Source organism: Dactylosporangium vinaceum (genome assembly GCF_019904175.1).
Lineage (GTDB): Bacteria > Actinomycetota > Actinomycetes > Mycobacteriales > Micromonosporaceae > Dactylosporangium > Dactylosporangium vinaceum.
In genome coordinates this window covers 4,103,086-4,127,550 of sequence record NZ_CP061913.1, presented here as the reverse complement: position 1 = coordinate 4,127,550, position 24,465 = coordinate 4,103,086, and the positions used below count along the sequence as shown (strand labels likewise).

The window sequence follows — 24,465 nt, the reverse complement described above, 5'->3', positions numbered from 1 at the left end:
GAGGAAGGTGCCATGGAGCCGCTGCCCGTACTGCATTCGCCCGCCCCGCCCCACGACCGCGCGGACTGGGTCGCCCGCCACCGGGCGCCGATCCGCGAGCTGCTCGCCGGGCGCGGTGCGGTGCTGGTCCGCGGGCTGGCGGTCGCCTCCGCCGGCGAGCTCGCCGATGTCGCCGCCGCCCTGGGCGTCGCGCCGATGACCGAGCGGGAGGGTTTCGCGCCGCGCATGGCCCACCCGCGCGGCGTCTACTCCGCCTCGCAGTGGCCGGCCGACGAGGCGATGTGCATGCATCACGAGCTCAGCTATGCCGCCGAGGTTCCCGGGCTGCTCATGTTCGCGTGCCTGCGCGCCGCGCGGGAGGGCGGCGACATCGCCGTCGCCGACTCGCAGGAGCTGCTCGGGCGGCTGCCGGCGGCACCGCTCGAACGGTTCACGCGCGAGGGCTGGCTGCTGACCCGCGTCTACCATGAGGCCGGCGTGGCCTGGCAGCAGGCGTTCGGCACAGGTTCCCGCTCGGCCGTCGCCGAATACTGTGCCGCCGCCGGGATCGAGCACGAGTGGCTGCCCGACGACCGGCTGGTGACCCGACAGCGCCGCGCGGCAGTGGTACACCATCCCGCCACCGGCCGGCCCGCGTGGTGCAACCAGATCGCCTTCCTCAACGAGCACACGCTCGATCCGGCGGTCCGCGAGTACCTGCTCGACCTGTACGGCGCGCTGCCGTTCAACACCGCCTACGGCGACGGCGGCGAGCTCGAACGCTCCGTTGTTGACGCCATCAACGACGCCTACCGGGCGGGCACCGCCGGCGAGCCGTGGCGCGACGGCGACCTGCTGCTGATCGACAACATCCGCATGGCGCACGCCCGCGATCCCTACCGGGGCGAACGCGAAATCCTGACGATGCTGGCCGAGCCGGTGCGCCTCACCGGCCACGTGCTCGCCGCTTCCGCCGCGCAGGGAGGCTGACATGGCCGTGCCGACGTTCGCGGTCATCTCCGGCCGGCAGATCCTCGCCGCGCTGCGCGGCCGGCACGCCGCGGTCGTCGAGATCGTCGAGGCCGCCTACCGGCTGCACGGCGCCGGTGACACGGTCAACCCGCCGTCGTACTTCCTGCGGTTCCCGGACCGGCCGGCGGACCGCATCATCGCGCTACCCGCCTCGATCGGCGGCGACGGCGCGGTCGACGGCATCAAGTGGATCTCCAGCTTCCCGGGCAACGTGGCGTCCGGGCTGCCCCGGGCCTCCGGCGTGCTCATCCTCAACGACCCGGCCACCGGCTACCCGCTGGCGTGCCTGGAGGCCTCCGTCATCAGCGCCAGCCGGACGGCCGCCTCCGCCGCGCTTGCCGCCCGGCGGCTCACCGCGTCGCGGCCGGCGCCGCGGCGGCTGGGCATCGTGGGCGCCGGGCTCATCGCGCGGTACGTCTGCGAGTTCCTTGCCGGCACCGGCTTGTCGTTCGACGAGATCGGCGTCTTCGATCTGTCCGCCACGCACGCGGCCGAGTTCGCCGCCGCCCTGGGCAAGGCCACGGTGCACACGTGCGTCGAGGACGTCGTGCGCGGCCACGACCTGCTGCTGCTGAGCACCACGGCGGGCACGCCGCACATCACGGACCCGGGCTGGTTCGAGCACCGACCCGTCGTGCTGCACCTCTCGCTGCGCGACCTTTCCCCCGCGGTCGTGCTCGCCGGCGCCAACATCGTCGACGACGTGGAGCACTGTCTTCGGGAGCGGACCTCGCTGCACCTGGCCGAGCTGGAGACCGGTCACCGCGACTTCGTCGACGCCACCCTGTACGACGTCCTGGCCGGAGGCTGGCGCCCGCCGCCGGACCGGACGCTGATCTTCTCGCCGTTCGGGCTCGGCGTGCTGGATCTCGCGGTGGGCCGGCACGTGTACGACACGGTGCGTGCCGCCGGCGAGCTGGACTGCGTCGAGGACTTCTTCCACGAACTTCGCCGATACGGCTGAGCCCGATGCCGATCATCTCCGCGCCGCACGAGTACAACGAGGACAACCTGTACGTCGATCTCGCGCCCTCGTTCGGGGTGCCGCTGTACCTCAAGTGCGAGGGCTTCAACTTCTCCGGATCGATCAAGCAGAAGGCCGCGCTGCAGATGGTCGAGGGTGCGGAGAAGGCGGGCCGCCTGACCGTCGACTCGATCCTCGTCGAGTCGTCGTCGGGCAACCTCGGGGTGGCGCTCAGCATGATCGCGGCGAGCAAGGGGTACCGCTTCGTGTGCGTCACCGACGCCCGGTGCAGCGCCGCGAGCCGGCACATCATGCGCGCCTTCGGCGCCGAGGTGCACACTGTCACGGACGCGGCGGCCGACGGCGGGCTGCTGGGCGCACGGCTGGCGTACGTGCGCGGGCTGTGCGCCGCCGACGAGCGCTACGTCTGGCTCAACCAGTACGTCAACGCCGACAACTGGCGGGCCCACCACCAGTCGACCGCGCCCCACATCGCCGCCCAGTTCCCGCACCTGGACGCGCTGTTCGTCGGCGCGGGCACGACCGGCACGCTGATGGGCTGCGCGCGGTGGTTCCGCGAGCACCGCCCCGAGGTCCGCATCGTCGCGGTCGACACCGTCGGCTCGGTCATCTTCGGCGGCGCACCGCGGACGCGGCTGATCCCCGGCCTCGGCGCGGCCGTGCGGCCGCCGCTGCTGGACGAGGCCTTCGTCGACGACGTCGTGCGGGTCACCGAGACCGACACGGTGCAGGCCTGCCGGCGACTGCTCGGGCACGGCTTCCTGTTCGGCGGTTCGACGGGCAGCGTCGTGTTCGGTGCGGTGCAGTGGCTCACCGCGCACGCCGATTCCCTGGCCGCGGCGGTCGCCATCGCGCCGGATCTCGGGGAGCGCTATCTGGACAGCCTCTATCAGCCGGAATGGGTCGAGGCGAACTACGGGCTGGGCCCGGCGGCGTAGCGCTTTGCGCCTCCGCCGGGACCTCGACACCGCTTGATGCCACCGGCGGCTTGGGCGTTGTGCCGCCGCCGGGCTCGTGCTTCATCCCGCCGGCGGGCGGACCCAGCCCAGGCCGTCAGGCGAGCAGATCAGGCCGCCGTCGAACACCGGCGTCTCCGGCTCGGCCTCGTCGCCCATCGCCGCCTGCATCTGCACCTGCGAGCCCGCGCGCATCACCTGGCGGACCACCGACGACTTCATCAGCGGCACCATGCTGCCGCTCCCGCCGGCCTGCAGCTCGTCCACGGCGCCGGCGAACTCGGCCGAGCCGGACCGCAGCCGGCTCGCCGCTGTGTCGGCGTCGACCAGGGCCGCCTCGCCGGACGACACGCCGCCCACCAGGTCCACGAACGCCTCCAGCTCCGGGCGGTCGTTGTTGGTGACCTTCTTCGCCTGCCAGAAGTACGACTGCTCGTTGCGGTGCATCTCGTAGAACGACACCAGGAACTCGTAGAAGGCACTGAACTCGCGCCGGTACCGCGACTCGAACTCCTCGAAGGCCGCCTTCTCCTCGACCTCGCCGCCGAGCACGCTGTTGATCGACCGCGCGGCAAGCAGGGCCCCATAGGTGGCCAGGTGTACCCCTGAGGAGAACACCGGATCGACGAAGCACGCCGCGTCGCCGACGAGCACCATCCCGGGCCGCCAGAAGCGGGTCTGGTGGTACGAGTAGTCCTTGCGGACCCTGATCTGCCCGTACTCCCCCGTCGTCACCCGCCGCGCCGGCCCGAGATGGTCAGCGATCATCGGGCATTCGTCGATCAGGTCGCGCAGGGCCCGCTCCGGGTCGCCCTGCACCTTCTCCGCCATGTCGCGCTGCACGACCGCGCCGACGCTCGTCAGCGTGTCGCTGAGCGGGATGTACCAGAACCAGCCGCTGTCGAAGGCCACGCAGAGGATGTTGTTGCGGTTCGGCTCGGGCAGGCGCTTGCCGCCCTCGAAGTAGCCGAACAGCGCCAGGCTGCGGAAGAACTCGGAGTACTGCCGGTCGCCGCCCACCCGCTGGTGGAGGCGGCTCTTGTTGCCCGAGGCATCGACGACGTACTTGGCGCGCACCGTGTGCTCGGTGCCGCCGGCGTCGCGGTACCGCACCCCGCACACCGCCCCGTCCTCCTCCACGACGTCGGCGACAGCGCACTCCTCCCGCACCACGGCGCCCACCCGCTGGGCGTTGCGCAGCAGGATCTCGTCGAACTTCATCCGCTCGACCTGGTACGCCGTCGACGTCGGCCCGGTCATCCGCGGCGAGGCCGAGAAGCTGAACGTCCACGGCTCCGGATTGGCCCCCCACCGGAACGTCCCGCCGCGCTTGAGCGGAAATCCGGCTTTGGCCAACTCGTCGGCGGCGCCGGTCAGCCGGCACACGCCATGAATGGTGGACGGCAGCAGTGACTCCCCGATCTGGTACCGCGGGAACGCCTCCCGTTCCAGGACGAGCACGCTGTGCCCGCGCTTGGCGACGAGGGCGGCCAGCGTGGAGCCGCCCGGCCCACCCCCGACGACGACGACATCGAACTCTTCGGCAACGCCCATCTTTCATCTCCCGCGTGTCGAGGCGGACTTCCAGAATGGGCCTATCGCACGGACCCGATCGACGTCGAGCGTTCAAGTGCGGTCGGCGACGGCAGTCGTACTCTTCCCGGCGGCACTCCCCCGGCAACCGCTCTGCTATTGGAGATGGAGTCGGCCGGCATGACCGGCACGGGCGTGACCCGTCCGGGCGCCGGGTCGCCGGCCGACGGTTCCGACCGCGCCGGGTGACTCCCGTACAGTTTCGGCATGTTCATGCTCCATGGCCGCCTCAGTGCCAAGCCCGGCAGGCGCGACGACCTTCTGCGGATCATGACCGAGGAGGGTGAGCCCCTGCCCGGCAATCGGCTGTACGTCGTCGCGGTCGACGAGACGGACGCCGATGGTGTCTGGGCGACTGAGATCTGGGAATCGGAGCAGGCCCATGCCGCGTCGCTGCGCCTGGCTCATGTGCAGGAACGCATCGCCCGGGCGCTGCCGTTGATCGACACCGACGGGATCAGGCAGCAGCGGCTCGACGCCCGCGCGGGAGTACCCGACTGAGCCTTCGACCGGTGCACTCCTCCGGACCGGCACGACCCGAAAGCGCGGGTCTCCGGCATGAGCATCATCTCCGGCGCGCCGCAGCCCGGCGAGCCGGCTGGACCGCTGGGCCCGGTCGGCGCCGAGCCCCGGCGGGCACGACGGCGGTCAGGCCGCTACCGCCGGCCCGACCAGCGCATCGCGGCCTCGGTGCGATTGCCGGCGCCGAGCTTGGTGAAGATGTGGTGGAGGTGGTTCTTCACGGTCTTCTCGGTCAACAGCAGCCGCCGGGCGATCGCCGCGTTGGAGTGCCCGGCGCACAGCAGGTCGAGCACCTCCCGCTCTCGCTGGGTCACGCCGAACTGCTCCCGGGTCTCGCGCAGCCGGTCGGCCCGGCCCAGTTCGGCCTCGTCGCGGGCGGCCTGCTCGCGCATCGTGGAGATGGTGACGGCGGCGACCACCGGGGACAGCCAGGCCTTCCCGGCGGCGACTGCACGCACCGCGCGCGGCAGCTCCGGCGGGTCGAACTCGCCGTGCACCAGGTAGCCCCGCGCCCCGCCGCGCAGCATCGCGGCGATGAGCGCCTCGCCGGAATCGCTGGTCAGGACCAGGACCGACGTGTGCCCGACGAGCTCGCCGACGATGCTCAGCCCGTCGGCGATCGGCATCCGGTGGTCGAGCAGGGTGACCGCGGGCCGCAGCCGCTGCACGGCGGTGACCGCCGTGCGGCCCTCGGGCGCCTCACCGACCACGCGGATGTCGGCGGCGGCGGCGAGGTACGTCCGGATTGCGGCCCGCACGATTGGATTGCCGTCGACGATCAGCACGTCGATCATCGGTCCACCTGCTTTCTGCGGGCGCCCACAGGCATGGCCGGAGCACGGACGGCAGTGTCCGCCCCCGCCGAGACGGTCAGCGCGAGCTGCGCGGCCAGGTCGGGCTGGCGGCGCAGCGACGCGGGCAGCGCCGGCGCGGCAAAGGAGATCCCGTGCAGGGTCTTGGCGACCGAGTCGTGCAGCTCGCGGGCCGGCCGGGCCCGCTCGGACGCGGCGGCCGCGCGCTGCGCCGCGGTCGTGGCGGCCATCGACATCTCGAGGCGGCGGATGACCGCGCCGGTCAGCGCCGCGGCACCGAGACCGCGGACGAGAGAGCTCAACGGCATGAGAGGTGCACGCTCCGGGAATCGTTCGGCCTGGGCATTGGGGTGTCACCCCTACCTTGCCAGCCCGGTCACTGCGGGTGGAATCCCGACCAAGTCGATCGGTCCCGCGACTGGCGGCACACGGCGCCCAGGTCGAAGCGTCCTGGCGCCAGCGGGACCGCATCGGCATCCTGCTCGGCCGGATCCACGGCTCGGCTATTCGTCACGGTGTGGAGTTGAGGGCCCCGAGCAACTTGAGTGTGCGGGTGATCTGCTCGGGAGGGCCCCACGGCACCGCCGCGATCTCAGTCGCGCCCGCCTCCTCGTAGCGGCGTAGCTGCCGCTCGACTTCCGCTTCGTCGCCGGCGACGACGACGTCGGCCGGTCCCGCGACTCCCTCCTGGTCGAACAGCGCCTGGTAACCGGGGACGCTCTGGGCCGCCGCGAAGGTCGTCGCGGCGTCGGCACGGACGCCGTCCGGGTCGTTGGTGACCGCGACCGGGATGTTCACCACGATCCGTCCGTCGATCGCCGGAGCGATCCGCTCGGCGATCACCCGTGGTCCGGTCCACACTGTGATCGTTCCGTCGGTCAGCTCCGCCGCCAGCCGCAGCATCTTCGGTCCGAGCGCGGCCAGCAGGACGGCCGGCGGGGCGATCGGTGCAATGCCCAGGCGTCCTCGCGTGGTGATCGTCTCCCCGTGGACCTCGGCGCTCTCTCCGCGCAGCAAGGGCAGCAGCGCGGTGAGGAACTCCCTGGTGTGCCCGATCGGACGGCTCGCGTCCCGGCCGAACATGGTCTCGATCCGCTGCCGGCGACCGGGGCCCAGCCCGAGCACGAGGCGCCCCCCCGGTCGCTGCCTGCACCGTCATCACCTGTGAGGCCAGTGCCAGGGGATGCCGCGGATACGTCGTGACGACGGCGGTCCCGACGGTGAGCCCGGGATTGGTGGCGCCGGCCAACGCGGCGACCGTGAGGGCGTCGAGGCTGTCGCGTTCGGCCCACCACACCGAGCGGATCCCGTGTGCGGCCGCGGTGTGCACCTCGTCGAGCACCGCGGACAGCGACGACTTGCCGACGCCGACGTTCGCACCGATCGGGATCATCGCGCGACCGCCACCGGTTCACGGTGATGGCGGGGTGTCTCCGCTTCGTCCACGAGGGCGGCGGCCAGATCACCGTAGGAGAACGCCAAGTCACGTGACCGGTCCCGGACGACCGCGGTCGCCTCGTGTCCACGCTCGGCCGCGAACGCCACGGCACGTCGGCCGGCGCGTCCACCGGCCCGGAACTCCACGATCCGCATGTCCACTCCCTTGTTCGATGGGGCGGACCATACGACCCTCGGCCTCGGTATCCGCAACGGTACCGGCCGTGGCTTGCCTATCATCGCCTCATGCGCGAGCCACTCGACCCGGCCAAGTTCGACGACTGCGCCGACCCCTCAACGCTGCCGATCCGTGTCGGCGACAAATGGACGGCGCACATCATCGTCTGTCTCGAGGACTCCCCCCGACGCTTCAACGAGCTACGGGTACCGCTGCACCGGCTCACCCCGAAGGTCCTCAGCGAGTCGCTGCGCTCCCTGGTACGAGACGGCTTTGTCACCCGGACCGCCTACGACGAACAGCCGCGCCGGGTCGAATACGCCCTCACCGCACTTGGCCGGTCCCTGTTGGAACCGATGGCCGCAGGCTGCGCCTGGAACCGGGCACACGCCGACGAACTCGCCAAGGCCCGCGCGAATCTCTGAGCACTGCGGGCGGAGGACTCACCCGTCTACCGCGATCCGGTGCACCGGCACTCCCGCTCCGGTGACTGACTGTGCGCACTCGGACTGATATCCTATCTAAACGATATACCCGATTGCTTTGATAGAGTTTCTGCATGAGCACCACGCCCCTCGCCGTCCTGGATCTCATTCCCCGCAGTAGCGGCGCCGGCACCGCCGAGGCCGTACAGCACGCCGTCGATCTCGCACAGCAGGCCGAGCGGCTCGGCTACGCGCGGTACTGGTTCGCCGAGCACCATCTCAACCCCGGCGTCCTCGGCGTCTCCCCCGCACTCTCCATCGCCCTCGTCGCCGGGGTCACCCGCACGATCCGGATCGGCTCGGCCGGGGTGCAGCTCGGCCACCGGCAGCCGCTGGCCACCGTCGAGGAGTTCGGGCTGCTCGACGCGGTGTACCCGGGCCGGCTCGACCTCGGCCTGGGCCGCTCGATCGGCCGCCAGCCACCGGCGCCGGAGCAGGCGGCCCCGGCGGCCGCCACGACGGCGGTGGCAGCCTACGCGGCCAACCGCGGCGGGAGCGGCCACACCAGCGAGCAGCGCGCCGGCAACGGGCTGCTGCTGCCGAAGCAGTTCGACTTCAACCAGCTGCTGCAGTCGTCGCGGGCCAAGATTGCGACGCTGCTGGACCTGCTGCAGCAGCCGGGGGCCTACACCCCCGGCTACGCCGAGCAGATCGACGACATCCAGGCCCTGCTGGCCGGCACCTACGTCTCCCCCGCGGGCGTGGCGGTGCACGCCTACCCCGGCGAGGGCGCCGGCGTGCAGATCTGGATCCTCGGTGCGTCCGGCGGCTCCAGCGCCACCGTGGCCGGCGAGCGCGGCCTGCGCTTCGCGGCCAGTTACCACCACAGTCCGAGCACCGTGCTCGACGCCGTCGGGGCATACCGGGCCGCGTTCCGCCCGTCGGCCGAGCTGGACCGCCCGCACGTCAGCGTCTCCGCCGACGTCGTCGTGGGCGACACCGACGAGCAGGCGGCGGTCCTCGCCTCCGGCTATGGCCTGTGGGTGCGCAGCATCCGCAACGGCGCCGGCGCGATCGCCTATCCCACGCCGCAGGAGGCGGCCGCCCACGAGTGGAGCGACGAGGACCGCGAGCTGGTCAAAGACCGCATCGACACGCAGCTGGTCGGCTCGCCGGCGACCGTCGCCGACCGCCTGGAGCAGCTGCGCGACGCGACCGGCGCCGACGAGCTGGCGATCACCACGATCACCCACGACCACGCCGACCGGGTGCGCTCCTATGCGTTGCTGGCGGCTGAGTGGACCCGGCGGGGCAACTGATGAGCGCTGCGCGCCACCCTCTCGACGAGGCCGCCTGGGCCTCGCTCACCGGCCCGCACACCCACTTCGCCGAGGGTACCGGCCGGGCCCGCCGCTACCCCGCCGACGTCTCGATCATCGCCGCCCTGCCGCCCGAGCCGGACGAGCAGGCCTGGGCCGATCTGCGGGCCCTGGTCGGACCGGGCGGGCCGGCGATGCTCACCGGGCCCCGCTTCGATCCCCCGCCCGGGTGGGCCGTGGAGTTCGACGGCGAGGGTGTGCAGTTCGTCGCCACCGACGCCTTCGAGTCGAGGCCGGCGCCCGGCGCGGTCGTCCTCGGCGCCGCCGACGGGCCGGAGATGCTGGACCTGGTCGAGCGCACCCGGCCCGGGCCCTTCGCCCCGGCCACCTACCGGCTCGGCACCTACCTCGGCATCCGGCACAGGGGCGCGCTCGTCGCCATGGCCGGCGAGCGGCTGCACCCACCCGGCTGGACGGAGATCAGCGCGGTCTGCACCGACCCGGCCTTCCGCGGCCGCGGCCTGGCCACCGCGCTGGTCCGCGCCGTGGCCCACAACATCCGCGCCCGGGGCGAAACCCCGTTTCTGCACACCTCCGCGCAGAACGTCACCGCCATCCGGCTGTACCGCGCGCTGGGCTTCCAGCTGCGCCGCAGCGTCCGGTTCGCGGGCCTGCGCAGCACCGCCGACGCCTATGCGACGGTCTCGGCCACCGGCCGGAAGGAGTAGCCCGATGCCCTTCGTGCTCGCCGTCGAGATCGACGGCGGCGGCGCCCACCCCGCCGCCTGGCGCACGGCCGCGCCGCCGGATACGCTCGTCGGCCCGCGCCACCTGCGCCACGTCGCCGAGGTCGCCGAGCGGGCCGGCTTCACGCTTGTCACCATCGACGACGACCTGCTGCCGCCCGAGGCCGGACCCGGGCGGATCGGGGCGGTCGAGCGGGCCGGTTTCGTCGCCGCCGCCACCACCGTCCTCGGTGTCGCGCCGGTGGTCTCGACGACCTACAGCGAGCCCTTCCACGTCTCGACCCAGCTCGCCTCGGTCGACCACATCGCTTCGGGCCGGGCCGGCTGGGTCGTGTCGGCCAGCGCCCGGCCCGAGGCCGCGGCCGCGTGGGGCCGCGCGACCGCCGACCCGCTGCAGGAGGCCGTCGACGCGGTCCGGGTCGTGCGCGCCCTATGGGACTCGTGGGAGGACGACGCCGTCGTCCGTGACGTGGCCACCGGGCGTTACCTCGACCGCGACCGGCTGCATTACGTCGACTTCACCGGCGCCACCTACTCGATCAAAGGGCCGGCGATCGTGCCGCGCCCGCCGCAGGGGCAGCCGGTGGTCATCGCGCCGCGCGGGCTGGTGGCGGATGCGGAGGTGGACGTGGCCCTCATCGGCGGGGCCGACGTCGACGCGGTGCGCCGGACCGCGGCCGCGTCGGGCACGCCGCTGGCCTTCGCCGAGCTGGAGGTCGCGCTGGACACGGACACCCGTGACGGTGCCGAGCGGGTGGCGCAGCTCGATGCGTACACCTCCTGGCCCTCGACCGGGCGGCTGCGGTACACCGGCGGCCCCAACGGCCTGACGATCCTGCTGCGGGACCTCGCGGCGGCCGGGCTGCACGGCGTGCGCATCCACCCGCTGGTGCTCGGCGAGGACCTCGCCGTCCTGTCGCGGTTCGTGGTGCCCGCCCTGGTCCGGGCCGGCCTCGTCGCCCGGCCGCGGCCGGGCACGACCCTGCGCACCACGCTCGGACTGCCCCGGCCGCAGAGCCGCTTCGCCGCCACCGGAGGCCGCGCATGACCCGCACCGACCCGGCCGACGTACCCCGCCCGGACGCCCAGCTGCACCTCGGCGTCTTCTTCCAGGGCGTGAACCACTGGACGATCTGGTCAGACCCGGCCAGTGGCTCTCAGATCCATCCGGACTCCTACCGGCGGGTCGCCCAGACCGCCGAGCGGGGCCTGTTCGACGCGTTCTTCCTCGGCGAAGGGCTGCGGCTGCGCGAGGTCGGCGGGCGCATCCACGACCTCGACGTGGCCGGGCGGCCGGACGCTGTCACCCAGCTGGCCGCGCTCGCCGCCCAGACGGACCGGATCGGCCTGGTCTCCACGACCAACACCACCTTCAACGAGCCGGCCGACCTGGCCCGGCGGCTCGCCGGCCTGGACCTGCTCAGCGACGGTCGCGCCGGGTGGAACGTGGTCACCACCGACAACGCCTGGACCGGCGAGAACTTCCGCCGCGGTGGCTACCTCGACCACGCCGAGCGCTACGTGCGGGCCGAGCAGTTCCTGGCCGCCGCCCGCGCGATCTGGGACGGCCAGGGCGACCTGGTACGCGTGCGCAGCTCGCAGTTCAGCATCGACGTGCGGCCCTCGCTGCCGCGCAGCCGCCAGGGCCATCCGGTCATCTTCCAGGCCGGCGACTCCGGCGCGGGCCGTGACTTCGCCGCCCGCAACGCCGACGTCATCTTCTCCGCCCACGGCACCGACTTCGACGACGCACTGGCGTTCGCCGCGGACATCCGGGCCCGGCTGCGCGCCGCCGGCCGGCCCGAGGACGACATCCGCATCCTGCCCGGCACGTCGATCGTCATCGGCGCGACCGAGGCCGAGGCGGAAGAGAAGGCAGCGTGGGTACGGCGGGAGCAGATCACCCCGGCCACCGCGCTCGCCCAGGCCAGCCTGGTGTGGAGCCGCGACCTCAGCGACCACGACCCCGACGGCCCGCTGCCCAAGGTCGACCCGCTCCCGCCCGACGACAGCGGTGCGTTCGGCTCGGCCCGGGTCCGCGACGCCGACGCCATCGTGCGGCAATGGCGCGAGCAGGCCGACGCCAACGGCTGGTCGCTGCGGGACACGGTCATCAACCTCGGCCAGCGCACCCGCGGCCACGTGGGCACCCCGGCCGGGCTGGCCGACAAGTTCGGCCGGTTCGTCCGCGAGGGCGCGATCGACGGCTTCAACGTCTCGCCCTACCTGGTGCCGCACGGCCTCGACGACATCGTTGAGCAGCTGGTGCCGGCCCTGCAGGAGCGCGGCCTCTACCGGACCGTCTACACCGGCACGACGCTGCGCGAACACCTCGGGCTGCGACCGGCGGCCGGTGACGTCCGGGGCGGACGCCGCGACCGGCAGGAGCACCGATGAGCCTCGAGTTCCTCTGGTACATCCCCAACCAGTCCGCGCCCGGCCACCGTGGCGAACCGGTCACCGCCGGCCACAACAGCCTCGACACCCTGACCGAGCAGGCCCGGGCGCTGGAGGACCACGGATGGCGCGGCGCACTACTCGGCGCCGGCTGGGGACGGCCCGACACCTTCACCGTCGCCACCGCGCTCGCCGCCCGCACCACCACCTTCGAGCCCCTGATCGCGATCCGGCCCGGCTACTGGCGGCCCGCGAACTTCGCCGCCGCGGCCGCCACCCTGCACCACCTCACCGACGGCCGGGTCCGCGTCAACATCGTCTCCGGCCAGGACGACCTCGCCGCCTACGGCGACACCGAAGGCGACCAGGCCCACCGCTACGCCCGGACGAAGGAGTTCATGCAACTCGTCCGACGCCTGTGGACCGAGGAGCACGTCACCTACACGGGCGCACACTTCACCGTCACCGACTCCACCGTCGCACTACGCAGCGAACGGCCCCCGATACTGTACTTCGGGGGCGCGTCACCGGCCGCCGAACACGTCGCCGCCACCGAAGCCGACGTCCAGCTGTTCTGGGGCGAGCCGCTCGACGGCGTGCAGGAACGCATCGAACGGCTCCGCGCCCTCAGCGCCGCACTCGGCCGCGCCCACCCACCGCTGCAGTTCGGCCTGCGCATCACCACCCTCGTACGCGACACCACCGAACAGGCCTGGGCCGACGCCGAGGCGAAAGTCGCCGCAATGGCCCGGACCCAGGACACCGCCCCCTCGCAGCGCTACCGAGGTGCCCCGGTCGGCCAGCAGCGCCTGCTCGACCTCACAGCTCGCGGCGAGGTCCTCGACGACAACCTCTACACCACCCCCGGCCGCTACGGCGGAGGCGGCGCCGCCACCACCTGGCTGGTCGGCTCAGCCGCAGACGTAGCCAGATCACTGCACCGCTACGCCGACCTCGGCATCACCCACTTCGTCCTGTCCGACACCCCCTACCTGCGCGAGATCCGCCGCCAGGGCAATCAGCTGCTGCCACTGCTGCAGGAGACCACGCGCCGATGACCGTCACCGCCTGCGCGGTGGCCGGGGGTAGCCGGCGCCGGGCTTCAGCGTCAGCCCGGGGTGTCGAGCGGCCGTGACGTTGCGGCCGAATGCCCGAGTCCGTCCAGGACGAGGGCGAGCAGGTGCTCGCGGCGGGCGGTCAGCGCCGGGTCCTGCTCGGCGATCCAGCCGACCGCGTTGGCGAGGGCGAACACGTCGACGGCGGTGACGTCCGGCCGGACCTGCCCGGCGGTCTGCGCCTGCTGCAGCAGCGCGCCCACGGAGCGGCGCATGGCCAGGCACGAAGCGTGCAGGGGTGAGTCGTCGGCGCGCAGTGTCGCCATGATGGATGCCGGCAGGCCGCGGTACCGTCCGGCGCCCGCGACGAACTCGTCGAGCCACCGCGCCAGGGCCTCGTGCGGTGGACAGCTGCCGCCCAGCACGTCGGCCCGCGCGGCGAGGTCGTCGAACCGGCGGCGCAGCAGCGCCTCCAGCAGCGCGTCGCGGCTCGGGAAGTGCCGGTAGAGCGTGCCCAGCCCGACGCCGGCGCGGCGCGCGACGTCGCGGAGGGATGCCTGGGTGCCCTGTTCCTCGATCACGGTGCGGGCGACGGCGAGGATGCGCTCGTAGTTGCGCTGCGCGTCCGCCCGGGGCGCACGCGCGTCAGATGCGGCCAAGCGTCGTCCTCTCTTGCGGTTGACAATATGGAGCACTGCTCCGCATGCTATTTGGAGCAGTGCTCCACATAGTAGCGACGCGGAGGCGACGATGCACGGCGGCACGATGATGGCGATCCGCTACCACCGGCAGGGCGGCCCGGAGGTGTTGACCTACGAGGCGGTACCGGTGCCCGCGCCGGCCCCCGGCGAGGTGCTGATCCAGGTGCACGCGGCCGGGATCAACCCGCCCGACTGGTACGCCCGCAGCGGCTTCGCCGCCATCCCGCCGCACCTGCGCCCCAGGCTCCCCCTTCCCTCGATTCCCGGCTCGGACCTCTCCGGCGTCGTGGTGGCGGTGACCCCCGAGGTGACCCGCTGGCGGATCGGCGACGCCGTCTTCGGCATGGTGCGCTTCCCGTCACTGGGCAACGGCGCACGGTCCTACGCCGAGTACGCCACCGCCCCCGAGGACCACCTCGCCGCCAAGCCCGCCGGCGTGAGCCACGTGGCCGCCGCCGGCGTGCCGATGGCCGGGCTCACCGCATACCAGCAGCTGTACGGCGGCCTCGGCACCGGCGTCACCGGGGCCGAACCGCGCGACTTCACTCCGCTCGCGCCCGGCGCCGACGCACCGGTCGGCACGGCCCTGGCCGGCCGCACCGTGCTGGTCAACGGCGCGGCGGGCGGCGTCGGGCACTTCCTGACCCAGCTCACCCGGCTGGAAGGCGCCACGGTGGTCGCGGTCGCCTCGGGCCGGCACGAGACCTTCCTGGGGGAGCTCGGCGCTCACCGGTTCGTGGACTACAGCCGGCAGCGCCCGGCCGAGGTGGTCCACGAGGTCGACCACCTCTTCGACACCGTCGGCGGCCCCGAGGCCTACCGCCTGCTGCCGGCCGTGCGCGACGGCGGGACGATCAGCCCGATCTTCCACGCCGACTTCCACCCCGACGAGGCCGCCGCCCGCGGCATCCGCTTCCGGTCGGGTCAGGTCCGCTCCGACGGCGCCCAGCTGGCCCGGCTCGCCGAGCTGCTCGACGACGGGCGCCTGCGGGTCGGGATCGACGCCACCTACCCCCTCGCCGAAGCCGCCGCAGCCCACCGGCACGCCGAAGGAGGCCACCGGCAGGGCAAGATCGTGCTGACCGTCGCGCCGGGCTGATCACCCGCGGCCTCACCCCGGCGACCACCCCAGTGCCGGCGCGACGGTCGCGGCCAGGTCCTCCAGCAGCCGCACGTTCTCCGCGAGCCCGAAGGCGGGCGGGAGGAACAGCACCAGCTCGTCGGCGGCGCGCAGGCCCGGGTCGGCCAGGACCGCCGCGGTCACCGCGTCCGGTTCGCCGTGGTGGACGGGGCTCATCACCATGCCGGGTGGCAGGGCAGGCTCGGGGGCCGGCTCCAGTGCACCGGGCGGCCGGGATGCGGCCGGGCCCTGGGCGCGACGCTGCCGGTCGTAGGCGGCGTACGTCTCGCGCAGCTCGGCCGTCGGGCCCGGCAGGACCGACGCGGCGACCGCGACGGGCGGCGGCGGTGTGCCGTGCGCGGCGCCCCAGGCCTCGCGGTAGGCGGCGATCAGCGTGGCCTGATGGGCGGAGAAGGACACGCCGGGCGGCACGTCGTGCAGGATCGTCCCGGTGATCAGGCGCAGTCCCTGCCGGGCGGCGGTGACGGCGGAGGCGGTGCTGCCGGAGCCGTACCAGATCCGCTCGCGCAGGCCCGGGCTCGGCGGGGTCACCCGCAGCTGCGTGCCGACCGGGGGGCCGCCGACCCCGCGGCGCTCGGTGACGGTGTGTAGCGGCTCGCCGGCGACCGCGGACAGGAACCGGGCCAGGCGGTGCTGGCCCTCGGTGCGGGCGTCGGTGCCGACCGCGCCGAAGACCGCGTCCCAGACGTCGGTACCGCTGGAGAAGGCCAGCTGCAGCCGCCCGCCCACGAGCAGGTCCGCGGTGCACGCGGCCTCGGCGAGCAGGATCGGCTCCTGGTAGCGGGCCGGGATGACCGCGCTGCCGAGCGTGATCCGCTCGGTGTGCTGGCCGGCCGCGGCGAAGAACGGGATCGGCGAGGACAGGTAGTTGTCGAAGTGGCGCTGGTAGGCCCACCCCGACTGGTATCCGAGGGCCTCGGCCGCGCGGAACAGCTCGATGCCCTCCCGCAGGCCGCGCGCGGCGGCGCCGGAGGGGAACGAGACGCGGGTGTTGAACCCGAGCCGGCTGACGGTCACGACGGTGCTCCTGCCCGGGCGTCGGCGAACTGGGTGGGCAGTGCCGAGGTCCGCTCAGCCATGCACATCCGCCGTAGGCCGGCGGGCGACCCGGCCGGGGACGGCGTCGATGAGCTCGCGGGTGTGCCGGCTGCGCGGGCTGGTGAACACCTCGGCGACCGGGCCCTCCTCGACGACCCGGCCCTCGGACATCACCGACACCGTGTGCGCGAGCTCGGCGACGACGGCCAGGTCGTGCGAGACGAACAGGTAGGACAGGCCCAGCTCCCGCTGCAGCTGGGCCAGCAGCCCGAGGATCTGCTCCTGGACCAGCACGTCGAGGGCGGAGACCGGCTCGTCGAGCATGAGCAGCGGCGGGCGCAGAGCCAGGGCGCGGGCGATCGCGACCCGCTGCCGCTGGCCGCCGGACAGCTCGACCGGGCGCCGGTCGAGGTAGGCGGCGGGCAGGGCGACCTGGTCGAGCAGTTCCCGGGCGCGGGCCTCGCGGCTGCGCCGGTCGCCGACCCGGAAGGCGACGAGCGGTTCGGTGATCGACTGCCGGACGGTGAACTTAGGGTCCAGCGCCGCGAACGGGTCCTGGTGCACGAGCTGGGCCCGGCGCCGCAGCGGGCGCAGCTGGTGCCAGCTCCGGCCGGCGATCTCGGTGCCGTCGAGCAGGATCGACCCGCTCGTGGGCGGCTCGAGCCCGAGCGCGATGCGCAGCGTGGTGGTCTTGCCGCAGCCGGACTCGCCGACGAGCGCGTGCGTGCGGCCGCGCGGCACCGTCACGTCGACGTCGGCGAGCGCGTTGAAGCCGCGCTGCCCACGCCGCCGGTCGCCGACCGCGAACGTCTTGCTGACGCCGGTCAGGATGAGGATGGGCTCCGGCGGTTCCTGCTCGCGCACATCGAAGCGGGCCACGAGGGCGCCGCCGTGGGCCAGCCGCGGGGCGGCGGCGATGAGCCGGCGGGTGTAGTCCTCGCGGGGTGTGGTGAGGATGGTGCCGGGTTCGCCCTCCTCGACCTTGCGGCCGTCCTGCATGACGACCACCCGGTCGGCGCGGTCAGCGGCGACGGCCAGGTCGTGGGTGATGATGAGCAGTGAGATGCCCTGCCCGCGGACGAGCCCGCCGAGGTGGTCCAGGATGCGCCGCTGCACGGTGACGTCCAGGGCGCTTGTCGGCTCGTCGGCGATGATGAGCCGCGGGCGGCCCGCGAGGGCGATCGCGATGAGCACCCGCTGCCGCAGGCCGCCGGAGAGCTCGTGCGGGTATTGCCGCAGCCGTCGTTCGGGGTCGGCGACGCCGGCCTGCTCCAGGAAGTGCGCCGCCTCCTGCGCCCCGCACACCTCGGCGACCTGGGCGCCGATCCGCTTGGTCGGGTTCAGCCCGACCATCGGGTCCTGGGGGATGAGCCCGACGACGCGGCCGCGCAGCTTGCGCAGCGTACCCTCGCGGGCTCCTCGGATCTGGACCCCGTCGACGACCGCCGAGCCGGCGGTGATCCGTCCGGTCGGGGGCAGCAGGCCGATGAGGGCGTTGGCGGTGGTCGTCTTGCCCGATCCGGACTCGCCGACGATCGCGACCACCTCCCCCGCGCCGACGGTCAGGTCCAGGCCGGTCACCGCCGGCGTGAGACGCCGGTGGCGGCGGTACCCGACGTCCAGGCCTTCGATGCGCACCAGCGGCTCGGCGCTCATCGCGTCACCTCCTGCAGCGTCTTCGAGATGTGATTGAGGCTCAGCACCAGCAGCGCCACGAACAGGCCCGGCAGCAGGCTCAGCCACCAGGCGGTGATGAGGTAGTTGCGGCCGTCGGCGATGAGGGTGCCCCACTCGGCGGCCGGCGGGGCGGCGCCGAAGCCGAGGAAACTCAGCGAGGAGATGGCGATGATGGCGACGCCGCCGTCGAGGACGGCGAGGACCGCGACCGGTCCCCAGGAGTTGGGCAGGATGTGGCGTAGCAGCACCCGGGCCCAGGAGGCGCCGGCCGCCCGGGCCGCCTCGACGTAGGGCAGGGTCTTGACCCGCAGCACCTCGGCCCGGGTGGTGCGGGCGAAGCCGGGCACGATGCCGACGCCGACCGCCACGGCGACGGGGATCGTGCCGTAGCCGAGGGCGGTGACGATCGACAGGGCCAGCAGCAGGCCGGGGATGGCCAGGAGCACGTCGATGATCCGCATGAGCAGCGCGTCGGTGGTACCGCCGAAGAAGCCTGACACGACGCCGAGGGTGAGCCCGGCGACGAGGGCGATGCCCAGGGCGATGAGGGTCGCCTGGATGGTCAGCGGCGAGCCGTACAGCACCCGGGTCCACAGGTCGCGGCCGTAGTTGTCGGTGCCGAACAGATGGCCGCCGCCGGGCGGGAGGATCGCCGCCTCGGGGTGCGTGTCGTAGGGGTCGTCGGCGGTGAACAGCCGCGGGAAGAAGGCCGAGACGATGACGAAGAGCAGGTAGGCCAGCGCCACCAGGAAGATCGGACGGCGCAGCAGGGTGCCGGTCACAGTGCGCCTCCTTCGGCCGCGACCACCGGCGGCCGGCCGCGGCCGCCGGTGTAGGAGATCCGCGGGTCGAGCAGCGGATAGAGCAGGTCGACGACGAGGTTCACGGCGACGAAGACGCTCGCGGCGATCGTCACGATCGCGAGCACCACCGGCACGTCCTGGGACAGCACCGCCTGCTGGGCGAGATTGCCCAGCCCCTCGCGGGTGAAGACCGTCTCGACCACGATCGAGCTGGTGACGGTGAGCCCGACGAGGACGCCGAGGATGGTCATCGCGGGCAGGGCGGCGTTGCGGAAGGCGTGGCGCAGGTGCACCGCCGAGCGCGAGAGGCCCTTCGCCCGGGCGGTGGCGATGTAGGGCTGGGCGAGCGTCTCGTCGAAGGTCTTGATGAGCACCTGGGCGAGGATGGACGAGGTGAGGATCGCGATCGTGGCGACCGGCATGACGAGCGTCGCCGCGCCGTCGTGCCCGTTGGCCGGGAACCAGCCGAGCTGGAAGGAGAAGAGCTGGATCAGGAACAGCGCGATGAAGAACTGCGGGAACGACGCGCCAAGCGCCGGCAGCCGGGTGAGCAGCAGCCGCAGCCAGGTCCAGCGCACGAAGGTGGCGAGGTAGGCCAGGGTCGTCCCGGCCACCAGCGAGACCGCGGCGGCGCAGACGCTCAGCAGCAGCGTCTGGCCGATCCGCTGGCCGATCAGGTCGGTGACCGGGATGCCCTGGGTGAGCGAGGTGCCGAAGTCGCCGCGCACCGCGCCGGCCAGGTGGTGCCAGTACTGTGCCCAGATCGGCTCGTCGAGGCCGAACCGGTGCCGCATCGCGGTGTACTGCTCGGGGCTGAGGCTGTCCTGCTGGATGCCGGCCGCGGCCAGCTGTAGCTGCATCGGGTCGCTCGGCAGCAGGTACAGGATCGCGAAGGTCAGGGTGAAGGCCGCCCACAGTACGGCGACGGCCTGCCCGACCCGGCCCAGAACGTACCGTGTCATCAGTCTTTCCAGACGTCGTTGAGGCGCAGGAAGCTCTCCGAGGTGAAGGCGAAGCCGTGCACCTTGCTGCTCACCCCGGCCTTCTGGACCCGTTCGAACAGCGGGAAGGTGACACCCGCGTCGATGAGGTAGTCCTGCAGGTCGGCGTAGGCCTGCTTGGTCTGCGCCGCGTCGGTGGTCCCGATCGCCTTGGTGAACAGCGCCTGGATCTTCACGATGCCATCGGCCGGGGCCGAGCGGCGCGCCAGTGCCTTGGAGTTGGCGACGTCCGGGTTGAGGATGAACTGCAGCGCTCCCGGGTCGGCCCGGGTGAAGTAGGTGCCGGTCAGGTCGTATTCGCCGCTGTTGAGGTAGGTCGACTGCTGCGCCGGCGTCAGGGTGCGCAGGCTCAGGTTGATGCCGACCTTCTTCAGCTGGGCCTGCAGCAGCTCTGATCCGGCGCTGAACTGGGTTGTCGGATAGTCAAGCAGCAGCTGCTGGCCGTTCTTGGCGCGGTAGCCGTCCTTGCCGGCGACCCAGCCGGCCGCCTCGAGCGCCTTCGCGGCGCCGTCGGGGTCGTAGGCCAGCTTGTCGGCCTGCGGGCGGAAGAACGGCGTGGTGGAGTCGAAGGCGCCCCGCACCAGCGGGTAGCTCGAGCCGAAGACCGTGGTGGCGTAGGTCTTGCGGTCGATCGCCTTGTTCAGGGCGAGGCGCACGGCCGGGTCGGCCAGGACGCGGCCTTCGGCCGTGTTGGCGAACAGCGTGTAGGAGACGCCGGGCAGGGCCCGCTGCTCGACCTTGTGCCCGGAGCGGGTGATGAGCTGCTCGTCCTGCGGGGTGAACGGGTTGCGCGGCCAGGCGATGTCGACCGCGCCGCTGATGAGGTTGCCGGTGCGGACGCTGTCCTCGGCGATGTAGTTGAAGACGACCTTGTCCAAGTAGGCCTCGCCGGGGTTCTTGCTCAGCCCGGAGCCCCACGCGTAGCCGGCCCGCTTGGTGATGACCGTCTCCACCTTGGCGGTGTAGTGGTCGAGCACGAACTGTCCCGAGCCGACGACGCCTTTGCCGGTGCAGCGCTCGGCCGGGGTGAGCGCGAACTCGGCCGGATCGGTGATGGCCAGGTTCGTGGTCGAGGTCGCCTGCAGGAACGAGGAGTTGGGCTGGCTGAGCTGCAGCGCCACGGTGCTCGCGTCGACGACCTTGGCGCCGGTGAGGCCCTGGATGTAGGAGGCGCCGAAGGCGGCGCCGTTCGTCGCCTTGACCGTGGCGATCCAGCCGGCCACGTTGTCCGCGACGGCCTGGGCGTCGAGCGGCTTGCCGTTGGCGAACGTGACGCCGTCGCGCAGCTTGAACGTGTAGGTCAGGCCGTCCGGGCTGACCTGCCAGCTGCTGGCCAGCCAGGGCACGATCTCGCCGGTCTCGGGGTTCTGATCGGTGAGCGAGTCGGCGAAGTTGCGGATGATGGAGCGGCTCTCGATCCAGTACACCTGGAACGGGTCGATGCAGGAGAGCGTCGGGTTGTCCGGGAAGTACGACACCTTCAAGGTGCCGCCGCGCTTGGGGGCGCCGGCGTCGCCGGAGCCCGCCGGCGCCGTGCTGCCGCATGCGGCCAGGGCCAGTAACGCGGCGCCGACGGTCAAGGATCGCAGTGTTCGCATGGTCGTTTCCTTCGGGAGGGGTATGGGCGTCAAACGCCGAGGACGCGGCGGCCGCTCGCGAGCAGCACGGCGTCCTCCTGTGGCGGGTGGACGCGCACGCAGAGCGCGTCGCGCAGGTGCCGCTCCAGCGGGTGGTGACGCGAGAGGCCGGGGTTGCCCAGGGCGGCGACGGCGGCCTGGGTCGCGGCGACGACCGAGCGGCCGATGGCGACCTTGATCGCCGACAGCTGTGGCAGGATCGCGGTCTCGCCGGCCTCCAGCCGCCGCAGTGTGCCGAACAGCAGCGTCTCGGCCTGCACGATCTGCAGGTCGATCTCGCCGGCGACGGCCTGGATGCGCTCGGTCTGGGCGATCGGGCGGCCCAGCGCGGCGGGCACCCGCTCGCGCGCGAAGGCGGCGAAGGCGGACCGGGCGGCGCGGGCGACGCCGAGGTAGAGGGCCGCGTGGCCGAAGCCGCCGGGGCCGGTGGCGGCGGCCGGGTCGCGGTAGACGCCGTCGGCGCCGCGCGGGATCTCGACGAAGGCGTCGGCTGGGACCTCGACGTCGCGGTAGACCACGTCGTGGGTGTTGGACGCGCGCAGCCCGAGGTGGTTCCAGGTGTCCAGCCAGGTGATGCCGGGCCGGTCGCCGGGGACGATGACGTGCCCGACGCGGGGGTGCACGGGGTCGCCGCCGGGCTCGTCGGCGACCGCCCACACGACGTGGTATGCCAGGCCGGCGCCGCCTGTCGCATAGGCCTTGTGCCCGTTGAGGACCCAGCCGCCGGCGGTTCGGGTCGCCCGCGTCCGCGGCAGGCCGCCGCGGGCCGGGGCGCCGAGCTCCGGCTCGGCCCGCACGGCGTTGGCCAGGGCCGGGCCGTCGGCCGAGCGGCGTAGCAGGTCCTCGTAGGCGGCGGCCGGCCAGCTCGGGTGGGCCGCCTGGGCGGCGTGGGTCAGCAGGAGGTTGGCGGCGAGCAGGCCCACGGAGGCGTCGCCCTCACCGATCGCGGCGAGGATCCGCACGACGTCGAGGGGCCCTGCGCCCGGGCCGCCGAACTGCCGGCCAACCGCGGCGGTGAGCAGCCCGGCCCGGTGCGCGGCACGCAGGCCCGGCCAGGGCAGCTCGCCGCTCGCGTCGAACTCGGCGGCGGTCGCCGCGATCTCGGCGGTGGCCGCCGCCAGGGCCTCGTCGGAGAGGTCCGGCGCGGTGAAGACCGGCGCCGGCGCCGCGATGCCGGTCACGACCGGGCCGCCGTGGCGTACCGGGCGTAGGCGGGGTCGTAGTTGCCCGGGTGCTCGGCCTGCAGGGTGCCGCGCCGGCCGGTGGCGGCGCGGTGGGCGAGTTCCTGGCGCACCAGCGGCAGGATGTGCCGGCCGTAGTCCTCGGCGTCGGCGAGGGTGTCGTAGCCGCGGATGGAGACAAGCGACGCGCCGTGGTCGACGTAGTCGAGGATGGCCGCGGCGACGGTCTCCGGGGCGCCGACGAGCGCGGTCGAGGCGCCCGCGGCGTTGGTGACGGCTGCCGTGCGGGTCCACAGCGCCCGGTCGTAGAGCTCGGAGCGTGCAGCGAAGGCGAGCGCCCGCTGCGACCCGACGTTCTGCGGGACGCCCTGGCCGCGCTGCTTGTGGATCTCGGCGATCCGGGTCACGTAGTCCTGGGCCTTGCGCCAGGCCAGCTCGTCGGTGCGGGCGATGATGGGCCGGAAGGTGACCCAGATCCGCGGCAGGGTGGTGCGGCCGGCCGCGCGGGCGAGGCCGTGGACGCGGTCGATCTCGCCCCGCAGATCGTCGAGGGGCTCGCCCCAGAACGAGAAGATGTCGGCCTTGGCCCCGCCGACGGCGAACGCCTCGTCGGACTGCCCGCCGATGGAGATCGGGATCGGCCCGTCGTAGGGGGCGAAGCCGGGGCCGAAGTCGTCGAAGCGGTAGAACTCGCCGTCGTGGCTGAACGGGGCCGGCTCCGTCCACGATCGGCGCAGGATGTCGATGTACTCCGACGTCCGGGCGTAGCGCCGGTCCTTGGGCAGGTAGTCGCCCTGGCGGGCCTGCTCGGCGTCGTTGCCGCCGGAGATGAGGTGCACCACCGCCCGGCCCTCGGTCAGCTGGTCCAGGGTGGCCAGCTTCTGCGCGCCGACGGTCGGGAAGGTGGTGTTGGGGCGCAGCGCGACGATCGGGCGGATCCGCTCGGTGAGCTGCCCGACCGCGCTGGCCACGACGAAGGAGTCGGCGCTCGAGGAGCCGTACGGCAGCAGCGTGTAGTCGTAGCCGGCGTCCTCCAGGGCCTGCACGTAGCGGCGGAAGAAGCGCAGGTCGATGCCGCGGGTCGGTACCGGGTTGAGCTCGGTCGACGGGTTGAGGTGCGACAGGCTGATGAACTCCACTTCCGGCGAGGCGGTCGGTGGGATGGCCGCGTCCGGTGCCGGTGTGTCACTCATGCGTCGTCCTCTCGCTTGATCTCCTAGTATGCCTATCAGACTGATAGGAAATTAAGTGGATGTCCAATGCGGATCCGAGGTCGGCACCGACCGCGATTCGCGATCGGTCGAACACTTGGCCATATCATATTGCTTTGATAGGAATAGGGGATGGACTTCACCCCGCCCCCCGCCGAGCTGCGCCGCGTCCTCGGCGCCTTCCCGAGCGGCGTCACGGCCGTGGCCGCGCTTGTCGACGGCGCGCCGCTCGGCCTGGCCGCGAGCTCGTTCACCTCGGTGTCGCTCGATCCGCCGCTGGTGTCGATCTGCATCGCGCGCACCTCGAGCACCTGGCCACGCCTGCGCCGGGCCGGACGGCTCGGGGTGAGTGTGCTCTCGGCTCACCAGGCGCACCTGGGACGGCAGCTCGCCGCCCGCGGTGGCGACCGCTTCGCCGGGGTGACCTGGCGGGCGACCCGGGGCGGCGAGATCCTGCTCGACGGCGCCTGCGCCTGGCTGGACTGCAGCATCGACCGCGAGATCGAGGCCGGGGACCACGACATCGTGCTGCTGCGGGTGCACGCGCTCGACGCCGACCGGGGCGTGCCGCCGCTGGTGTTCCATCAGAGCACGTTCGGCCGGCTGCACCAGGCGGCCTGACGCAGCCGGCCGTACGGA

24 protein-coding genes and 1 pseudogene are annotated in these 24,465 nt (G+C 72.9%); 12 read left to right on the top strand and 13 right to left on the bottom strand.

All coding sequences use genetic code 11. The features are described from left to right. Positions 1 to 12: 12 nt before the first annotated feature. The 3 genes from Dvina_RS18545 to sbnA are packed head-to-tail and all read left to right on the top strand — an operon-like array spanning position 13 to position 2,934. Entirely contained in the window at positions 13 to 969 is a 957-nt protein-coding gene (locus tag Dvina_RS18545) for a TauD/TfdA family dioxygenase (RefSeq protein WP_223103720.1), read from the top strand. 1 nt (position 970) lies between these two features. Beyond that, positions 971 to 1,975, top strand: coding sequence for a 2,3-diaminopropionate biosynthesis protein SbnB (sbnB, locus tag Dvina_RS18540; RefSeq protein ID WP_223103719.1), 1,005 nt, complete (start codon positions 971 to 973; stop codon positions 1,973 to 1,975). 5 nt (positions 1,976 to 1,980) lie between these two features. Beyond that, positions 1,981 to 2,934: a 2,3-diaminopropionate biosynthesis protein SbnA gene (gene sbnA, locus Dvina_RS18535; RefSeq protein ID WP_223103718.1), complete on the top strand. Its 954-nt coding sequence runs from the start codon at positions 1,981 to 1,983 to the stop codon at positions 2,932 to 2,934. 81 nt (positions 2,935 to 3,015) lie between these two features. On the opposite strand, the gene Dvina_RS18530 is transcribed toward sbnA, so the two are convergent. Next, positions 3,016 to 4,506 carry a tryptophan 7-halogenase gene (locus Dvina_RS18530; RefSeq protein WP_223103717.1) on the bottom strand — a complete coding sequence of 497 codons (1,491 nt, stop codon included), beginning with the start codon at positions 4,504 to 4,506 and terminating at the stop codon, positions 3,016 to 3,018. A gap of 246 nt (positions 4,507 to 4,752) precedes the next feature. On the opposite strand from Dvina_RS18530, the gene Dvina_RS18525 reads away from it, so the two are divergent. Continuing rightward, positions 4,753 to 5,046, top strand: coding sequence for a putative quinol monooxygenase (locus tag Dvina_RS18525; protein WP_223103716.1), 294 nt, complete (start codon positions 4,753 to 4,755; stop codon positions 5,044 to 5,046). Positions 5,047 to 5,201: 155 nt separating this feature from the next. On the opposite strand, the gene Dvina_RS18520 is transcribed toward Dvina_RS18525, so the two are convergent. The 4 genes and pseudogenes from Dvina_RS18520 to Dvina_RS55205 form a co-directional block, all read right to left on the bottom strand. After that, positions 5,202 to 5,861 carry a LuxR C-terminal-related transcriptional regulator gene (locus tag Dvina_RS18520; RefSeq protein WP_223103715.1) on the bottom strand — a complete coding sequence of 220 codons (660 nt, stop codon included), beginning with the start codon at positions 5,859 to 5,861 and terminating at the stop codon, positions 5,202 to 5,204. Continuing rightward, entirely contained in the window at positions 5,858 to 6,187 is a 330-nt protein-coding gene (locus Dvina_RS18515) for a histidine kinase (RefSeq protein ID WP_223103714.1), read from the bottom strand. The genes Dvina_RS18520 and Dvina_RS18515 overlap by 4 nt, the downstream gene beginning before the upstream one ends. A 202-nt stretch (positions 6,188 to 6,389) precedes the next feature. Continuing rightward, a complete protein-coding gene (locus tag Dvina_RS18510) occupies positions 6,390 to 7,004 on the bottom strand; it encodes an LLM class flavin-dependent oxidoreductase (protein ID WP_281428390.1) in 615 nt (204 codons plus the stop codon). A 73-nt stretch (positions 7,005 to 7,077) separates the two neighbouring features. Continuing rightward, a pseudogene (locus Dvina_RS55205) lies at positions 7,078 to 7,272 on the bottom strand (hypothetical protein); the annotation flags it as partial. Between the two features lie 290 nt (positions 7,273 to 7,562). On the opposite strand from Dvina_RS55205, the gene Dvina_RS18505 reads away from it, so the two are divergent. The 6 genes from Dvina_RS18505 (at position 7,563) to Dvina_RS18480 (ending at position 13,439) form a co-directional block, all read left to right on the top strand. Beyond that, positions 7,563 to 7,919, top strand: coding sequence for a winged helix-turn-helix transcriptional regulator (locus Dvina_RS18505; protein ID WP_223103712.1), 357 nt, complete (start codon positions 7,563 to 7,565; stop codon positions 7,917 to 7,919). A 134-nt stretch (positions 7,920 to 8,053) separates the two neighbouring features. Beyond that, positions 8,054 to 9,238, top strand: coding sequence for an LLM class flavin-dependent oxidoreductase (locus Dvina_RS18500; protein ID WP_223103711.1), 1,185 nt, complete (start codon positions 8,054 to 8,056; stop codon positions 9,236 to 9,238). Next, positions 9,238 to 9,966: a GNAT family N-acetyltransferase gene (locus Dvina_RS18495; protein ID WP_223103710.1), complete on the top strand. Its 729-nt coding sequence runs from the start codon at positions 9,238 to 9,240 to the stop codon at positions 9,964 to 9,966. Before Dvina_RS18500 ends, Dvina_RS18495 begins: the two co-directional genes overlap by 1 nt. A gap of 4 nt (positions 9,967 to 9,970) precedes the next feature. Beyond that, positions 9,971 to 11,032: an LLM class flavin-dependent oxidoreductase gene (locus Dvina_RS18490; RefSeq protein WP_223103709.1), complete on the top strand. Its 1,062-nt coding sequence runs from the start codon at positions 9,971 to 9,973 to the stop codon at positions 11,030 to 11,032. Beyond that, complete coding sequence (locus Dvina_RS18485; protein WP_223103708.1) at positions 11,029 to 12,381, top strand: LLM class flavin-dependent oxidoreductase; 1,353 nt, start codon at positions 11,029 to 11,031, stop codon at positions 12,379 to 12,381. Before Dvina_RS18490 ends, Dvina_RS18485 begins: the two co-directional genes overlap by 4 nt. Continuing rightward, a complete protein-coding gene (locus Dvina_RS18480) occupies positions 12,378 to 13,439 on the top strand; it encodes an LLM class flavin-dependent oxidoreductase (RefSeq protein ID WP_223103707.1) in 1,062 nt (353 codons plus the stop codon). Before Dvina_RS18485 ends, Dvina_RS18480 begins: the two co-directional genes overlap by 4 nt. A gap of 50 nt (positions 13,440 to 13,489) precedes the next feature. Here Dvina_RS18480 and Dvina_RS18475 read toward each other — a convergent pair whose 3' ends face one another. Beyond that, positions 13,490 to 14,095 carry a TetR/AcrR family transcriptional regulator gene (locus Dvina_RS18475; protein WP_223103706.1) on the bottom strand — a complete coding sequence of 202 codons (606 nt, stop codon included), beginning with the start codon at positions 14,093 to 14,095 and terminating at the stop codon, positions 13,490 to 13,492. A gap of 91 nt (positions 14,096 to 14,186) precedes the next feature. Between Dvina_RS18475 and Dvina_RS18470 the strand changes: the two genes are divergently transcribed. Further along, entirely contained in the window at positions 14,187 to 15,236 is a 1,050-nt protein-coding gene (locus tag Dvina_RS18470; RefSeq protein WP_246656301.1) for an NADP-dependent oxidoreductase, read from the top strand. A 12-nt stretch (positions 15,237 to 15,248) separates the two neighbouring features. Here Dvina_RS18470 and Dvina_RS18465 read toward each other — a convergent pair whose 3' ends face one another. Genes Dvina_RS18465 through Dvina_RS18435 form a run of 7 tightly spaced genes read right to left on the bottom strand, consistent with a single transcriptional unit; the run spans position 15,249 to position 23,808 of the window. After that, positions 15,249 to 16,295, bottom strand: a complete 1,047-nt coding sequence (locus Dvina_RS18465) for an LLM class flavin-dependent oxidoreductase (protein ID WP_223103705.1) — start codon at positions 16,293 to 16,295, stop codon at positions 15,249 to 15,251. 54 nt (positions 16,296 to 16,349) lie between these two features. After that, positions 16,350 to 17,972: an ATP-binding cassette domain-containing protein gene (locus tag Dvina_RS18460; RefSeq protein ID WP_223103704.1), complete on the bottom strand. Its 1,623-nt coding sequence runs from the start codon at positions 17,970 to 17,972 to the stop codon at positions 16,350 to 16,352. Continuing rightward, positions 17,969 to 18,775: an ABC transporter permease gene (locus Dvina_RS18455; protein WP_223103703.1), complete on the bottom strand. Its 807-nt coding sequence runs from the start codon at positions 18,773 to 18,775 to the stop codon at positions 17,969 to 17,971. Before Dvina_RS18455 ends, Dvina_RS18460 begins: the two co-directional genes overlap by 4 nt. Beyond that, positions 18,772 to 19,758, bottom strand: a complete 987-nt coding sequence (locus Dvina_RS18450; protein WP_223103702.1) for an ABC transporter permease — start codon at positions 19,756 to 19,758, stop codon at positions 18,772 to 18,774. The genes Dvina_RS18455 and Dvina_RS18450 overlap by 4 nt, the downstream gene beginning before the upstream one ends. After that, on the bottom strand, positions 19,758 to 21,395 hold the full coding sequence (locus Dvina_RS18445; protein ID WP_223103701.1) for an ABC transporter substrate-binding protein: 1,638 nt from the start codon (positions 21,393 to 21,395) through the stop codon (positions 19,758 to 19,760). The genes Dvina_RS18450 and Dvina_RS18445 overlap by 1 nt, the downstream gene beginning before the upstream one ends. Before the next feature lie 29 nt (positions 21,396 to 21,424). Next, positions 21,425 to 22,615, bottom strand: coding sequence for an acyl-CoA dehydrogenase family protein (locus Dvina_RS18440; protein ID WP_246656300.1), 1,191 nt, complete (start codon positions 22,613 to 22,615; stop codon positions 21,425 to 21,427). Next, complete coding sequence (locus tag Dvina_RS18435) at positions 22,612 to 23,808, bottom strand: LLM class flavin-dependent oxidoreductase (RefSeq protein ID WP_223103700.1); 1,197 nt, start codon at positions 23,806 to 23,808, stop codon at positions 22,612 to 22,614. The genes Dvina_RS18440 and Dvina_RS18435 overlap by 4 nt, the downstream gene beginning before the upstream one ends. A 150-nt stretch (positions 23,809 to 23,958) precedes the next feature. Here Dvina_RS18435 and Dvina_RS18430 point away from each other — a divergent pair, with 150 nt between their 5' ends. Beyond that, positions 23,959 to 24,447 carry a flavin reductase family protein gene (locus Dvina_RS18430; RefSeq protein ID WP_223103699.1) on the top strand — a complete coding sequence of 163 codons (489 nt, stop codon included), beginning with the start codon at positions 23,959 to 23,961 and terminating at the stop codon, positions 24,445 to 24,447. The last annotated feature ends 18 nt before the right edge of the window (positions 24,448 to 24,465 follow it).

Excerpts from the sequence above, each read along its gene's own strand:
- Dvina_RS18545 (WP_223103720.1), top strand. The coding sequence starts at position 13 with ATGGAGCCGCTGCCCGTACTGCATTCGCCCGCCCCGCCCCACGACCGC.
- sbnB (WP_223103719.1), top strand. The coding sequence starts at position 971 with ATGGCCGTGCCGACGTTCGCGGTCATCTCCGGCCGGCAGATCCTCGCC.
- sbnA (WP_223103718.1), top strand. The coding sequence starts at position 1,981 with ATGCCGATCATCTCCGCGCCGCACGAGTACAACGAGGACAACCTGTAC.
- Dvina_RS18530 (WP_223103717.1), bottom strand. The coding sequence starts at position 4,506 with ATGGGCGTTGCCGAAGAGTTCGATGTCGTCGTCGTCGGGGGTGGGCCG.
- Dvina_RS18525 (WP_223103716.1), top strand. The coding sequence starts at position 4,753 with ATGTTCATGCTCCATGGCCGCCTCAGTGCCAAGCCCGGCAGGCGCGAC.
- Dvina_RS18520 (WP_223103715.1), bottom strand. The coding sequence starts at position 5,861 with ATGATCGACGTGCTGATCGTCGACGGCAATCCAATCGTGCGGGCCGCA.
- Dvina_RS18515 (WP_223103714.1), bottom strand. The coding sequence starts at position 6,187 with ATGCCGTTGAGCTCTCTCGTCCGCGGTCTCGGTGCCGCGGCGCTGACC.
- Dvina_RS18505 (WP_223103712.1), top strand. The coding sequence starts at position 7,563 with ATGCGCGAGCCACTCGACCCGGCCAAGTTCGACGACTGCGCCGACCCC.
- Dvina_RS18500 (WP_223103711.1), top strand. The coding sequence starts at position 8,054 with ATGAGCACCACGCCCCTCGCCGTCCTGGATCTCATTCCCCGCAGTAGC.
- Dvina_RS18495 (WP_223103710.1), top strand. The coding sequence starts at position 9,238 with ATGAGCGCTGCGCGCCACCCTCTCGACGAGGCCGCCTGGGCCTCGCTC.
- Dvina_RS18490 (WP_223103709.1), top strand. The coding sequence starts at position 9,971 with ATGCCCTTCGTGCTCGCCGTCGAGATCGACGGCGGCGGCGCCCACCCC.
- Dvina_RS18485 (WP_223103708.1), top strand. The coding sequence starts at position 11,029 with ATGACCCGCACCGACCCGGCCGACGTACCCCGCCCGGACGCCCAGCTG.
- Dvina_RS18480 (WP_223103707.1), top strand. The coding sequence starts at position 12,378 with ATGAGCCTCGAGTTCCTCTGGTACATCCCCAACCAGTCCGCGCCCGGC.
- Dvina_RS18470 (WP_246656301.1), top strand. The coding sequence starts at position 14,187 with ATGCACGGCGGCACGATGATGGCGATCCGCTACCACCGGCAGGGCGGC.
- Dvina_RS18460 (WP_223103704.1), bottom strand. The coding sequence starts at position 17,972 with ATGAGCGCCGAGCCGCTGGTGCGCATCGAAGGCCTGGACGTCGGGTAC.
- Dvina_RS18450 (WP_223103702.1), bottom strand. The coding sequence starts at position 19,758 with ATGACACGGTACGTTCTGGGCCGGGTCGGGCAGGCCGTCGCCGTACTG.
- Dvina_RS18445 (WP_223103701.1), bottom strand. The coding sequence starts at position 21,395 with ATGCGAACACTGCGATCCTTGACCGTCGGCGCCGCGTTACTGGCCCTG.
- Dvina_RS18435 (WP_223103700.1), bottom strand. The coding sequence starts at position 23,808 with ATGAGTGACACACCGGCACCGGACGCGGCCATCCCACCGACCGCCTCG.
- Dvina_RS18430 (WP_223103699.1), top strand. The coding sequence starts at position 23,959 with ATGGACTTCACCCCGCCCCCCGCCGAGCTGCGCCGCGTCCTCGGCGCC.